This is a genomic window from Methylobacterium sp. J-048, assembly GCF_022829515.1.
In the GTDB taxonomy this organism is placed as follows: Bacteria; Pseudomonadota; Alphaproteobacteria; order Rhizobiales; family Beijerinckiaceae; genus Methylobacterium.
Window position 1 is genome coordinate 1 of the sequence record NZ_JAKSYL010000165.1, and the last position, 13,186, is coordinate 13,186.

At 66.7% G+C, this 13,186-nt stretch carries 12 protein-coding genes; 10 read left to right on the top strand and 2 right to left on the bottom strand.

The features are described from left to right. The 5 genes from MKL09_RS16530 to MKL09_RS16550 all read left to right on the top strand — a co-directional run. Positions 1–122 (top strand): DUF3597 family protein (locus tag MKL09_RS16530; protein ID WP_244018044.1); only part of this gene is annotated, 122 nt, incomplete at its 5' end. Between the two features lie 445 nt (positions 123–567). Further along, entirely contained in the window at positions 568–774 is a 207-nt protein-coding gene (locus tag MKL09_RS16535; protein ID WP_244021871.1) for a hypothetical protein, read from the top strand. A 914-nt stretch (positions 775–1,688) separates the two neighbouring features. Then, on the top strand, positions 1,689–2,138 hold the full coding sequence (locus tag MKL09_RS16540; RefSeq protein WP_244021873.1) for an HtaA domain-containing protein: 450 nt from the start codon (positions 1,689–1,691) through the stop codon (positions 2,136–2,138). A gap of 356 nt (positions 2,139–2,494) precedes the next feature. Beyond that, positions 2,495–2,665, top strand: a complete 171-nt coding sequence (locus tag MKL09_RS16545) for a hypothetical protein (RefSeq protein WP_244021875.1) — start codon at positions 2,495–2,497, stop codon at positions 2,663–2,665. A gap of 30 nt (positions 2,666–2,695) precedes the next feature. After that, positions 2,696–3,721, top strand: a complete 1,026-nt coding sequence (locus MKL09_RS16550) for an IS481 family transposase (RefSeq protein WP_244021877.1) — start codon at positions 2,696–2,698, stop codon at positions 3,719–3,721. Positions 3,722–3,938: 217 nt separating this feature from the next. Here MKL09_RS16550 and MKL09_RS16555 read toward each other — a convergent pair whose 3' ends face one another. Together MKL09_RS16555 and MKL09_RS16560 are read right to left on the bottom strand one after the other, a co-directional pair. Beyond that, positions 3,939–7,124, bottom strand: coding sequence for a PAS domain S-box protein (locus MKL09_RS16555; RefSeq protein ID WP_244021879.1), 3,186 nt, complete (start codon positions 7,122–7,124; stop codon positions 3,939–3,941). Continuing rightward, positions 7,121–7,945, bottom strand: coding sequence for a Crp/Fnr family transcriptional regulator (locus tag MKL09_RS16560; RefSeq protein WP_244021881.1), 825 nt, complete (start codon positions 7,943–7,945; stop codon positions 7,121–7,123). The genes MKL09_RS16555 and MKL09_RS16560 overlap by 4 nt, the downstream gene beginning before the upstream one ends. Positions 7,946–8,170: 225 nt before the next feature. Here MKL09_RS16560 and MKL09_RS16565 point away from each other — a divergent pair, with 225 nt between their 5' ends. The 5 genes from MKL09_RS16565 to MKL09_RS16585 all read left to right on the top strand — a co-directional run bounded on the left by MKL09_RS16565 (position 8,171) and on the right by MKL09_RS16585 (position 13,013). After that, positions 8,171–8,380, top strand: coding sequence for a hypothetical protein (locus MKL09_RS16565; protein ID WP_244021882.1), 210 nt, complete (start codon positions 8,171–8,173; stop codon positions 8,378–8,380). Between the two features lie 307 nt (positions 8,381–8,687). After that, positions 8,688–8,930 carry a hypothetical protein gene (locus MKL09_RS16570; protein ID WP_244021883.1) on the top strand — a complete coding sequence of 81 codons (243 nt, stop codon included), beginning with the start codon at positions 8,688–8,690 and terminating at the stop codon, positions 8,928–8,930. Between the two features lie 17 nt (positions 8,931–8,947). Further along, complete coding sequence (locus MKL09_RS16575; RefSeq protein ID WP_244021884.1) at positions 8,948–9,352, top strand: HAD family hydrolase; 405 nt, start codon at positions 8,948–8,950, stop codon at positions 9,350–9,352. Positions 9,353–9,729: 377 nt separating this feature from the next. Next, on the top strand, positions 9,730–12,693 hold the full coding sequence (locus tag MKL09_RS16580; RefSeq protein WP_244021886.1) for a response regulator: 2,964 nt from the start codon (positions 9,730–9,732) through the stop codon (positions 12,691–12,693). 152 nt (positions 12,694–12,845) lie between these two features. Beyond that, a complete protein-coding gene (locus MKL09_RS16585; RefSeq protein WP_409566940.1) occupies positions 12,846–13,013 on the top strand; it encodes a citrate/2-methylcitrate synthase in 168 nt (55 codons plus the stop codon). Positions 13,014–13,186: the final 173 nt, after the last annotated feature.

Below are 13,186 nucleotides of genomic sequence, written 5' to 3' on the forward strand. Positions count from 1 at the left end.
AACTGCACTACACCGGCGACAAGGACGACTCGGCTACGATGAACGTCTGGCTGCACAAGCAGGTGGTTCAGAAGCTCGCCGAGAACGGCGGCAAAGTCCCCTCTGATATGCAGCACACTTAAGGCAGTAGCAGTAGTGGGGCGATGTGCGGGGGCTGTTAACCACCCCGTCCCACCATACCCGCAGCGACCGGCCATGAGCCGAGCGCCGGCAGAGCAGCACCGAGGTCTTCACCCCTCGATATTCGGTGCGGCCTCGCTGGCGCAGTCGCGCTAAAGCCCAGGCTGATAGTCATGCCGACGCGGCGACAGCCTCCCTCAAGCTTGATACAGTGCAACCTCTTCCCGTCAGTGCGCCCCAGGGCGTTCGCCACACCGCAAGGCGTGCGGCGGGCAAGCTCGCGACGACAGGCGCTCTTCGGGCCAGTTTCCCGGAGCTCGGCCGTGAAGCCTTGGCCGGGCCGTCGCGTGAGAGTCGGTGCGGTGGGGCAACTGGACACCGTAAGCGCCTGCCCATAGCCCGGATCATCTCACGAACGAGCGCGTTGTTTGGTCTCTCACCAACGAGGTGATCGAGTCGCCGCCGTTCGTGAACATCACAAAGCTTGGCACCCTCATGCCTTCGATCACGTCGCGGCTCGGGCTACCCCTCCTGCTCGGGCTGCTCTGCGTGGCCGAGGCCGAAACCGCACCTTTGAACGCACCGATCCTGATGCGCGGGGCGATCGGTGAGGACGCCTGTCCCGAGACGGGCAAGGTAATCGAGATCGGATAGAGCTCCGAGAGCTTCCTGCCGGTTCAGAGCGGCCCGGGCGAGGCTCCGTTCCGTGAGATCGGGCCCCTGCACGATAGTGACACGGTCAAGGTCTGCGAAAAGCTCGGGCTGTGGCTGGGCGTCGTCTATGGCTCGGCGCTACTGGGCTGCCGGACAACGATCCTCGTACCTGTCGAGCAGAACTACACTGGTCCGTGCGAGCATGGCTGGGTCATGGCTCGCAACGTAAGTGTCGACCCGAAGTGACGTCGGCTCAGCCGACGAGCCATATCAACGTCAGCGCGGCGGTCATGAACAGAACCAACGAGATGAGCACGGCGGTGCCCTCGCGGTGGTTGAGGATGACGGTGCGAGAGGCTGCAAGCATGGTAGCGACTGGGTCAGATGCGATCCGGTCAGGCTCGCGTCGAAAGCTTGACCAACATAGGGCGTCGCCGGTTGTCCACAGCTGGAACCTGGATATCGATGCGGCCGAGCAACAACAACGATCAGCTGAACCGTCTCACACCGCCCCTCTGATGGTTGGGCGCTTCAACGCCTCGACTCCTCGCCTCCAGCCAGCTTCCGCATCGGGGTTGCGCGGTTCGCGTCCGCGGGGGGCGTGACCATCGACGAGGCACACCAGCAGCGTCAGGGCGAGCCAGACCCGCGCACGCATGAACGCAACCCTTCGTACACAACGAGCGGTCGGTGTGTGCCGGAATGGTTGCCGAGCGGTTCATGGCGCCGCTGCAATCCACGCGATCCACCGATACCGCACGATTTAGCTTGGCGGGAATCATGGGCCTGCCCGCGCACTCGTTCGAACCGTCATTGCCAATCAAAGTCGAGGAAACCTGATGGGCCCGGCCCTTCTCACCACTTCGCTCCTCGTCGTATTTCTAGCGCCTTCTGCCTACGCAGCTGAGCAGCCGATGGACGCTGCCGTCACCATCGGCCCCTGGCAGGTCGCGGCTGCCTACAAAGGCCAGAAGTTCGAGCGATGCGTGATGAGCCGCGAGACCACGGATGGCGTGGACGTGCGCTTCAAGCGCGATACCGATGGCCTCGACCTGAGCATGAGCTCGCCCAAGTGGAAGCTCGGGCGCAATAAAAGCTATCCGGTCGAGCTGGCGGCTGGGACCTCGGTTCTCAAGGCTGACGTCGCCGCCTCGGGCAACGGGGTGTCGGTACCGATCAAGGACGACCGGTTCCTCAAATCGCTGAAGCTGGCCGACAGCTTGGACGTGAAGGGCGAGGGCTCGACCATCCAAGTCGCTCTGGACAAGAGCGCTGCTGGCCTCGAGCGACTGGAGAGCTGCTACACGAAGAACCTGGCTCCCGCCGAGACCAATCCGTTCGTAGCTCCCAGCAAGAAGCCGTGATGGACGGTGCATTATCCTGATATCGCGTGCAAGGGTTCGCTAACGCTGAGGGGCCACGCTGGCACGTATGTCTAGGCGTACCACTCGCAGCCTCCGAACACTCTTATGGATCAGCGCCCTGGCGCTGTGCTGTTTCTCTGCGGCCATGCTGGTAGAGGCGAACAAGCCGAAGCTGGACGGAGTTGAGCATCGGGTCGTCGGCGACCCCGCCGTGACCGGCTCGGTGGTGCGTATGCGTTGGTGCGGGGCCGCCTCATGGTGCCGCTGATCATCGATCTGCGCGGCGACGCTGCTATAGATAGCCCTCGTTAACCATAGACTCTCAACTTGCGGGCGACAGCTTGCAGGTATCATGCGTGAACCAGGTCGGTTTGATAGCCGCGGAGGATTTCGCGGACGACTGCCCGATGCCGCTGGGGCTCGCGACGCGCCTGATGCGGGCTGACCCCGAGACACTGCTCGATCTCCTCGACGGTATCCCGGAGGCGACGCGGGCGCGGCTGATGTTTGGTCCCGCCGTGTGGTGATACATCTGGTGCCATATGGAGGGACGCGCTATGGGACAGATTCTTCACGGCAGCGCCACAACGACAGAGACGGTCCGTCGGGCAATCCAAGCTCGTAAAGAGAGCGTGAGAGCCGCGGCGAAGCACTATGGGATCAGCCCGACCACCGTGCAGAAGTGGCGGTCGCGTCCGACCAGCACCGATGCGCGGATGGGACCGAAAGAGCTCCATTCCACCGTTCTGAGCCTGGAGCACGAAGCGGTCATCGTCGCCTTTCGCCGGCATACCCTGCTGCCACTGGATGACTGCCTCTACGCGCTTCAGGCCAGCATTCCGCACCTGACCCGCTCAAGTCTGCATCGCTATCTCCAGCGTCACGGCATCAGTCGACTGCCGGAGGTCGACGGCGACAAGCCCAAGCGTTCGCGCTTCAAAGCCTACCCGATCGGCTACTTCCACATCGACATCGCACAGGTCAGCACCGAACAAGGCAAGCTCCACCTGTTCGTTGCCATCGACCGCACGAGCAAATTTGCCTTCGTTCAACTTCACGAGAAGGCAACTCAGCGGATCGCAGCGGCCTTTCTACGCGATCTGGTCGCGGCCGTGCCCTACACGATCCACACGGTCCTGACCGACAACGGCATTCAGTTCACCGACAACAAGCCGGTGAACGCGGAGGCCGAAGCGAAGGCGGCCGCCTACTGGGCGACCCAGGACGGGCCGCGCCTGTACCGCTGGCATTCGTTCGAATGGGCCTGCGAGCAGACCAAGATCGAGCATCGCCTGACCAAGCCACGCTGCCCGTGGACGAACGGCCAGGTCGAGCGGATGAACCGCACCATCACGGACGCCACGGTCAAGCGCTACCATTACACCGACAACGACGAGCTGCGCCGCCACCTGCAACTGTTCGTGGAGGCCTACAACTACGGTCGCCGGCTGAAGACCCTGCGAGGCCTCACCCCCTACGAATTTATCTGCCAGGCCTGGACGAAACAGCCCGAACGCTTCAGGCTCGATCCGTCACACCACATGCCGGGACCAAACACTCGGGCGATCCCAGGATCAGGTTGACCGCCACCTTCAGCGCGGCAGGCCATCCCGACGGCGGCCCCAGGGCGGTGCGCTCCCAATCGTGGGCCCTCATGAGGGCGCCGGTCTCGCCGCCGTTGCGCGGGAAGGCATAGGTCCGTGACGTCGGTTCAGCGAGCATGCGGAAGGGTTCTTGGCCGTCCTGGAAAATGGGGCCGGAGCGACAACCGCGGGACGCGTCCCGTGTTGCGGCGCGACCTCACAGGACATCCTGGAAGTTACGAAGTGGTGCCTCGACGACACAGCACACCCCCTCGGACGGGTACGTCAGCGCGATCCTGCCGTCGACCGCGCCGACGAGGCCGCGCTCGATCAGGCGGGACCCGAACCCTTTTCGCGATGGTGTCGCCACAGGCGGCCCGCCGCGCTCGCGCCAGGATATCGTCAGGACCGGGCCCTGGGCTTCCTCGCGCAACGTCCAATCGATCTCGACGCTACCCTCCGGGGTCGAGAGGGCACCGTACTTTGCGGCGTTGGTCGCGAGCTCGTGCGTCATCAGCGCGAGGGCGAGCGCCGCCTTGCCGCCGATCTCGACCGGGGGGCCGCGGTAGCGGACGCGATCCGAGCCGTCGTCCTGGAGGCCGACGCCGCCGCGGATGACGGGCTCGATGGGAGCGTGTTCGGCGGCGCCGCCGAGCAGCAGGTCGTGCGCCTTGCCCAGGGTGATCAGGCGGTCGGCGAGCACCTCCTTGGCGACCTCGACGTCGGTGGCGCCGCGCAGGGTGTTCGAGGCGATGGCCTGCACCATCGCCAGGAGGTTCTTCATCCGATGGCTGAGTTCGGCGCTCAGCAGGTCGCGCTGCTCCTCGACCCGCCGCCGCGCGTCGATGTCGGAGATGGCCGCGACCACCCCGTTGACGGTTCCGGCCGCGTCCCGGACCGGCGTGGCGACGATCTGCGACCACACGCGGCTGCCGTCCGGACGCTCGAACTCGACCTCTAGCTCGGAGCGTTCCAGCCCCTCGCGGATGACCCGGGCCACCGGGAACTCGGTCGGGGCGACCCGGCGCCCGTCGGCATGGTAGGCGACCCACTCGCCATAACTCTCGACGTCCTTCGATTCGATGGTCGGCTGGCCGATCACCGTCTCCATGAAGGCGTTGCCGCCGACCACGCGGCCCGAGGGCGCCTCGGCGAACACGATGCCCACGGGTACCGTCGCCAGGATCGAGCGCTGGCTCGCCTCGCTCGCCCGGAGCGCGTCCTCGGTGCGCTTGCGCGCGGTGATGTCGTTGAACAGCACCGCGACCTGGCGCGATCCCGGCTCGCCGAAGGGATAGGCGTAGACCTCGAACCACCGGTCCCCGAGCGCGTTCGCGACGTGCTCAAACCGCTCCGGCGCGCCGCCGCGGGCGATGCGGTCGTAGATCTCGAACCAATGCTCCTCGTGGCCGTCGGCGAGACCCCGCATCCATTGGCCCAAGACGCCGCGGAGCCCCGATTGCCGCTCGAACGCCGGATTCACCTCCAGGAAGCGGTAGTCGAGCGGACGCTCGGTCGCGTCGAGCTTGACCTCGATCACGCAGAAGCCCGCGTCGATGCTCTCGTACAGGTCGCGGTAGCGCATCTCGCTGGCGAGCAGCGCTTCCTCGGCCTTCCGGTTCGCGCTGACGTCGCGAGAGACCGCCAGCAGCTTGGTGACCGCCCCGCCGCCGTCGCGGATCGGCGTGACCTGGACGTCCCACCACCTCGGGGTGCCCTTCATCGTACAGGCCGGTCCGGTGAAGCGCCCGACGCCGCCCGCCGAGGCTGCATCGACGGCCGACCGGGCTTCGGCCTTGCCGGCCTCGTCCCAGAACCCGGTCCAGTCCGCCCCGGCGATGCCGTCGAAGTCGTCGACCTCCATGACCGTCCGGCCGCCCTCGCTCATGAATTCGAGGCGGGCGTCGAGGTCGAGCACCTTGATGCAATCGGCGGAGGCATCGAGCACGCTGCGCAGGAAGCCCTCGCTCTCCTGCAGCCGGGCGGCGGCGTCGCGCTGCTCGGTGCGGTCGCGCAGGATCTTCAGGAAGCCGATGGCCGTGCCCGCCTCGTCGCGCAGCGCCATCATCTCGCCGTTGGCCCAGAACCGCGTGCCATCCTTGCGGATGTGCCAGCGCTCGTCGACGCCGCGGCCGTGGTCCAGCGCGGCCTGCATCTCCTTTTCGGCGATGCCGTTCGCCCGGTCCTCGGGGGTGAAGAACACGTCGGCCGGGCGCTGGACCATCTCCGCCGGCGACCACCCGAGGATGCGGGTGGCGCCCTCGTTCCAGTCGTCGACGCGGCCGTCGAGGCCCATCACGATGATCGCGTAGTCGATGGCGCTGTTGAACACCGCCTCGTAGCGGTCCTCGGTGGCCTTGGCCCTGCGCCGGGCCTCGGCCTCGCCGACCCGGTAGAGGCCGGCGGCGACGGTGCCGGCAAACAGGCCCGCGACCTCCACGTCCCGCTGCGAGAAGGCGCCGGTCATGCTGGACTGAAGCTTGAGGACGCCGATGCCCTCGCCGTCGCGGGTGATCGGGACCACGACGCACGAGCGCAGTCCGAGATCCTCGATCAGGTCGCGCTTCACGTCGGGGTCGTCGAGCACGTCCGCCACCGCCCGCGCCTGCAGGGACAGCAGGCACGCCCCCGCCAGGCTGCCGTGGAGCGGAAGGCGCAGGCCGGCATGGCGGGCGAGGTTCCCCGCTCCGCACCGGTAGACGAGCTCGTCACCCTCCCGCATCTCGACGACGCCGCCCTCGGCCTGGGGCAGCGCCCGCATCGCCCCAGTCACGACCGCGTCGAGCACGTCGTCGAACCGCCTGCCCGATCCCATGACGGCGGCCTGGGCGGCGAGCAGGGCTTCGTGCTGGGTCATCGCCGCGCGTTGGGCGGTGAGCAGGCCGTCGCGCTCGACGAGCGACCGCCGCAGTTCCAGTTGCGCCATGACCTGGCGGGCGAGCGCCCTGAGGGACTCGGCCTGGTCCGGGGTCAGGCCGTCCGGGCGCGGCTCGACGTCGATCACGCACAGGGAGCCGATGCACGCGCCGTCGGCGGCCTGCAACGGGGCGCCGGCGTAGAACCGGATGAACGGGTCGCCGGTGACCAGCGGATTGTCCCGGGTGCGGGGGTCCTCCCTCAGGTCGGGGACGACGAGGAGGTCGGATTGCCCGAGGACGTGCGCACAGACCGATTTGTCGAGCGTGGTCTCGCACGGTTCGAAGCCGACGCGGGCCTTGAACCATTGCCGGTCGCCGGCGACGAGGCTCACCAGCGCCACGGGCGTGCCACAGGCGTTCCGGGCCAGGGCGACGATGTCGTCGAAACCCTTCTCGGGCGGGGTGTCGAGGATGGCGTAGGCGTCGAGCGCCGCCAGCCTAGACGGGACCGAGACCTCGAACGGGATGACCGTCAGGGCCGTCATAGGCCTGCCTCCCGAAGCTCGGCAAGGATCGCGTCGGGCCGGGGCGGCGGGGGCGTTCCGGGCTCCGTCGCCTCGACGGCGACGATCTCGCCCCCCGGCGCGTAGATCGCCCCGAGCACGGTGCGGAAATGCCCGCGCACCCGGGCGTGGCAGTCGCAGCAGGCGGCCTCGGTCCGGGCCCGGTCGAGCATGTGGATGCGGCCGCGCCCGATATGGATTAGGCCCTGGTCCTGCAGCTTGGTCAGCACGGTGGTGACGTAGGTCCGACCGATGCCGAGCATCCCGGCGAGCACGACCTGCGTGATCGGCAGGGCGTCGGTGCCGACCCGGTCCTGGAGGCCGAGCAGCCAGCGCAGCACCCGCTGCTCGATGGGGTGGGCGGCGTTGCAGGCGACCGACTGCAGCACCTGGGCGAGCAGGCAGTCGGCGTAGCGCACGAACAGGTCGTTCAGCGTCGGGGAGGCACGCTTGGCCTCGCGCAGCCTTTCCGCATCCATGCGCAGGACCGCGCCCTCGACCTGGATCACGCACTGGGTGAAGGCGGGCAGGTACCCGTGGCTGACGACGCCGCCCATCGCGCCCTCGTGCCCGACCGTGGCGGTCTCGACGGTTCGGTCGCCACCCATCGGCACCAGCAGGGTGGCGACGGTACGGTCGAGGGGGAAGGTGACGTGCGAGACGTCCTCGCCGACGCGGAACAGCACGTCACCCCGGGCATGCTCCCGTCGGGCGAGATGCGGCGCGAGCAGGGCCACGTCGGGTGCCGCGAGCGCGGCGAGAAGCAGGTTGCCCGCGAACGGGTGACCGGGGTCGCTGGACATGGGAGGGGAAATCCGGCCGACGGCGGATCGTCGACGGGACTATCCCTGCCATGGGTTTCCTCCGCCCACAATTCTACAATCCGCAGTTTGCGACACGATCACGTCAGGATGTAGGGAAACGTCCCCTCCGCGGACGACGGCGGCGGCGGGCACGCAAATCGGAACCCTCGGCGGGAGCGGGGCTTGCCTATCGGCGCCGGCGTCCGACCGGCGACGAGGAACGCCATGTCGAGCGATACCGAAAAGCACCACGCGCTCCTGAATGGGCTCAAGTCGGCCATGGGCAAGGGCGACGGCTCCTTCGAGCAGGCCGTCACCAGCGCCGTCGAGCACGTCTTCGAGCACCTGGACCGCCTGAACTCCCATGTCTCAGCCGGCGGACGCGACGGCGAGGATCGCCCCCTCAAGGATGGCGAGTCTTCCACCCTGCGATAGGGCATTGCACTTACTCGAAGAGACGCTCGAAGCGCGATAAGGCCCCTCAACTTAAGCTTCACGGAACTGCCCCGACAGGAATTGTGAAGCCGTTCCGTAGCCTCGGACCTTCCTTAATAAAAAAGCCGCCCTTCGAAAGTGGGCGGCTTTTTCATTACTTTAGGTTGTTTAAGTGCGGAACTTTGGTGCCCGAAATCGAATTATTGGTTCCGCTATCAGCAACAGGAAGCGCGTCCCGCTGCCTGAGTCAACATATCGTTAAGCATGTCGCCGTTGGCCGATTTTGACGGGTGAACGTTGATTCAACATGACACGCCCCTCCTTCATCACCTTCGACGTCTACGGCACGCTCACACGCTGGGATGAGAAGGTCGCCGACGCCTTCACCGAGGTGCTGGCGGACCATGGGCGGGCCGATGCCCATATCGGACTGGTCTGCGAGGCCTTCGAGGCCAAGAGCCGCCGCCTGCAGACAGAGGGGGGGCCTTCCGGTCCTATCAGGGCATCCTGCGGGACAGCCTCCGACCGGCACTTGCCACCGCTGGCCTGATGCCGACCGACCGGGACGTGGCCGCCGTCCTTGGACGATTGTCCCGGGTGCCCCCCTTCGCCGAGGTACCATCCGTCATCGAGGCGCTTGCCCGGAACCATCGGCTGTCGCCGATCTCGAACACAGACGACGATTTCCTAGCCGGCACGCTGGAGGGGCTTGGGCCGGTCTTCGCGACCACCGTCACCGCCGAGCAGGCCCGCGCCTACAAGTCGAACCCCGGACTGTTCCAGTTCGCGTTGCGCAAGCTCGGCGTCGATCCGGCTGATGTCCTCCACGTGGCCCAAGGTACTTTCAGCGACCTTGCCGGCTGCTCCACGCTGGGCCTGAGGGTCGTCTGGGTCAACCGTAAGGGTGCGGCGCTTCAGGAGGGACTGGAGCCGATTGCCGTAATCGACGACCTATCGGCCTTTCCGACCTGATCGCCTCGCTATGATCCTACCTTGCGTACCCAAGATCGCCTCAACGTGGACGAGGCACCCCGTATCCGAAAGGTAGCCTGACTATTTCGGGTTAATCGAGACGTACTTCGGTCCCAGGCCTGGTCGTTGAGCCGGAGATCACAAGTCGTCGCGCGCCGGTTGAGGATAGGCGTTCGCTGGCGGCGGAAGTCGATATCCGGACCCGTCGTCGGGGTACATCTCGTTGACTCCCGGGTTCCACCGATCAAGCGCGGTGCCCCCTTGAGGTCGGACGGGCAACCACGGCGACCGCGCGGGGTTGTCCAGCGCAACCCCGTCCATGCGTCCGTCATCGGCCTCGCGTCGGCAAGCGCACCACCTCCGTGAGCGAGCCGCCCATGTCGAACCCTGCACCCGTCCCCCCCGAAGTCCGCGATGCCCGCCGCCTGGACGCGCTGGCGGACTACGACATCCTCGATACCCCGCCCGAAAAGGGATTCGACGACATCGTGCAGCTGGCGCGGATGACCTGCGCCGCACCTGTCGCGTTGGTGAGCCTCGTCGCGGGCGACCGGCAGTGGTTCAAGGCCCGTTCGGGCTTCGCCCCCTGCGAGACATCCCTCGACAAGTCGGTCTGCGCGCACGTCCTCGGCGCCCCCGACCTGCTGGTCATCCCGGACCTCACCCTGGATCCGCGCACCAGCGGCAATCCCCTCGTCACGGGCGAGCCGTACCTTCGTTTCTACGCCGGAGCGCCGCTGGAAGCGAACGACGGAAAGCGCCTCGGCAGCCTCTGCGTGATCGACCTCGCTCCACGTCCCGACGGGCTCACCGATCCGCAGGCGGAGGCCCTGCGTGCCCTCGCCGGGCAGGTGATGTCGCAGATGGACCTCCGCCGGGCGGCGACCGAGCGGGAGCGCATCCTGTCGGGCCAGGCCGCGCTGATCGCCCAGCAGGACGCCCTTATCGCCACTCAAGCCGCCATCACCGGCGCAGCCGGCAACCGTGACGCCATCCTCGACGCCCTCGTCGCCGGCGTCATGGGAGCGGTCCCCCAAGCCGAGGGCGGCGTGATCGAACTGCGCGAGGGCGACGAGCTCGTCTACCGCTCCGGTCGGGGCGTGCTCGCCGACCACGTAGGCCTGCGCCTTCTTATCGATGGCAGCCTGTCCGGCCACAGCCTCACCAGCGGCAAGCCGGTGCTGTGTCCGGACGTGCTCCTGGACCCTCGGGTCAGACGCGACGTGATCGCCCCACTCGGCATGCGCTCGGCCATCTACGTGCCGATCTCACGCGGAGGTTCGGGTGTCGGCGTGCTGAAGCTGCAATCTGGTCGGCCCGACGCCTTCTCCGGCCGCGACCTCCGCATCGCCACCCTGTTCGCCGGTACCATCCCCGCCGGGCTAGCCGAGGCCGGCGAGGCCGAGGCCCGCCACGGCGTGCGGACGGGCGAGGCCACCCTGCGAACCGTGATGGAAACGCTCCCTGTCGGCGTCCTGATCGCCGAGGCGCCGTCCGGTCGCATCGTCGGGCACAACGCCCGAGTCACGGACATCCTCGGCCATGGGGTGCTTCCGGCGACACCCGGCGAGGGTCCGACGCGCTGGGTCGGGTTCCACGCCGACGGGCGCCAGATCGAGGCGTGCGAGTGGCCGCTCCTGAAGGTCGCCCGCGACGGCGAGCACCAGGCCGAACTGGAGGTCGACTACCAGCGCGGCGACGGCACCCGAGCTTGGATCGGCTTTTCCGGAGCCCCGATGCACGATCCCGAGGGACGCCTCGTCGGCGGCGTCGTCGTGGTCACCGACATCGACGCGCGCAAGCGTGCGGAGCACCTGCTGGAAGCGGCCAAGGAAGCGGCGGAGGAAGCCAACAGGGCGAAGAGCGAGTTCCTCGCCAACATGAGCCACGAGCTCCGCACCCCGCTCTCGGCGGTCATCGGGTATTCCGAGATGCTGCAGGAGGAGATGGAGGACTTGGGTCACCAGGACCTGCTTCCCGACATGCGCAAGATCGAGACGAACGCCCGCCACCTGCTCGGGTTGATCAACGACGTCCTCGACCTCTCGAAGATCGAGGCGGACCGCATGGAGGTCTACGTCGAGGACTATTCCGTGGACGCCGTCGTTCGGGACGTCGCCTCAACCGTCTCCGCCCTGGTCGCGAAGAAGGGCAACGTCCTGACCCTCGACCTTGCGGAGGGTCTGGGCGAGGCGCGCACCGACGTGACCAAGCTGCGCCAGTGCCTGATCAACCTGCTCGGCAACGCAGCGAAGTTCACCGAGGCCGGGGACATCACCCTGTCCGTCATCCGGGACCAGAGCGACGGCATCGACCATCTGACGTTCCGGGTGAGCGACACCGGCATCGGCATGAGCCCGGAACAGCAGGCGCGACTGTTCGAACGCTTCACCCAGGCCGATGCCTCGACCACACGAAAGTTCGGCGGCACCGGGCTTGGCCTGTCCATCACCCGAGCCTTCGCTGGCATGCTCGGAGGCGCGATCACCGTGTCGAGCGAGGAGGGCCGCGGCACAACGTTCACGGTGTCCATCCCGGCGTGCCTCGTAAACCCCGTCGTCGAGGAACAATCGCCGTCTGACGCCGGGGACATGGAAACGGCGGAGGCGGGGTCGGGCTCGATCCTCGTCGTGGACGACGATCCAGCGACGCGGGAACTCCTGGCCCGCTACCTGGCGCGCGACGGATTCGAGGTCGCGACCGCAATCGACGGCAAGGCCGGCCTGGAGATGGCCTTAGCCATCAGGCCCAGCGCGATCCTGCTCGACGTGACCATGCCACGCATGGACGGCTGGTCAGTGCTGCGGGCGCTCCGGACCGACCCCGTGCTCGGAGACACCCCCGTCATCATGGTGACGGTGCTCGACGAACAGAACCTGGCCTTCTCGCTCGGCGCCACCGACTACCTGCAGAAGCCCGTCGACTGGGACGAACTCCATGCGGCGATGGACCGCTTCCGTCCGCAGGCCCACGAGGGACCGCTCCTCGTCATCGACGACGACGCCGACACCCGCGACCGCATGACGACGCGTCTGTCGCGCGAGGGATGGCGGGTCACGACGGCGGAGGACGGCAGGGCCGGCCTCGTGGCGGTGACGGCCGAGCGTCCGTGCCTGATCCTGCTAGACCTGATGATGCCCGAGATGGACGGCTTCACCTTCCTGCGCCTGCTGAGGGCCAAGCCGGACTGGGGCGCCATCCCGGTCGTCGTCCTGACCGCCAAGGACGTCGACGGCGAGGACCGACGGAAATTGGCCGGCCAGGCCGACCGCGTCCTACGGAAGGGGCAGGTCGGGCTCGACGAACTGGCGGCCCTGCTGCGGCCGTTCGTTTCCGTGTGAATAGGCGTCGAAGCTTCACCCCACCCGGAATTGGGTTCAATGCGTTGAGATATGTGCTGAATTTTAATTCGAGGCGGGGTCACGGTCGGCGCCGATCGTGACCCCGCCTCTATCTCGATTTTTGCATTTTGAAGAGAGAGTTAGCTAAGTTTTTGCCGGGGTCATGCTTCGAAACCGATTCACAGCCAGAAGACGCGCCGTTCGCGTTATTCGCTATCGGACGAAGCGTGGGCTGGCTCGCGCATAGCATCGAGCAAGTCGCATCACAAATGATTATTAGACCACGAGCAAAATATATTGGCTTGAAGCTAAATAATTAGGGTAGAATGGGATCTAGCTGGCGGCAAAATATTTTACACTCGACGATTAAATCAAAAGCGATCCTGCGATATCTGCATCACCTGTGGATCGGCTTCGAAGCGTAACCCATTCCGTAAACAGGCTCAACTCATTGAGATGAAGCCTGAATTGGACGGCGAAGTGGGATCGCGAT

What these genes read in the sequence shown, in the direction of transcription:
- MKL09_RS16540 (WP_244021873.1), top strand. Translation starts at nt 1,689, where the DNA reads ATGGACGCTGCCGTCACCATCGGCCCCTGGCAGGTCGCGGCTGCCTAC.
- MKL09_RS16550 (WP_244021877.1), top strand. Translation starts at nt 2,696, where the DNA reads ATGGGACAGATTCTTCACGGCAGCGCCACAACGACAGAGACGGTCCGT.
- MKL09_RS16555 (WP_244021879.1), bottom strand. Translation starts at nt 7,124, where the DNA reads ATGACGGCCCTGACGGTCATCCCGTTCGAGGTCTCGGTCCCGTCTAGG.
- MKL09_RS16560 (WP_244021881.1), bottom strand. Translation starts at nt 7,945, where the DNA reads ATGTCCAGCGACCCCGGTCACCCGTTCGCGGGCAACCTGCTTCTCGCC.
- MKL09_RS16565 (WP_244021882.1), top strand. Translation starts at nt 8,171, where the DNA reads ATGTCGAGCGATACCGAAAAGCACCACGCGCTCCTGAATGGGCTCAAG.
- MKL09_RS16570 (WP_244021883.1), top strand. Translation starts at nt 8,688, where the DNA reads ATGACACGCCCCTCCTTCATCACCTTCGACGTCTACGGCACGCTCACA.
- MKL09_RS16580 (WP_244021886.1), top strand. Translation starts at nt 9,730, where the DNA reads ATGTCGAACCCTGCACCCGTCCCCCCCGAAGTCCGCGATGCCCGCCGC.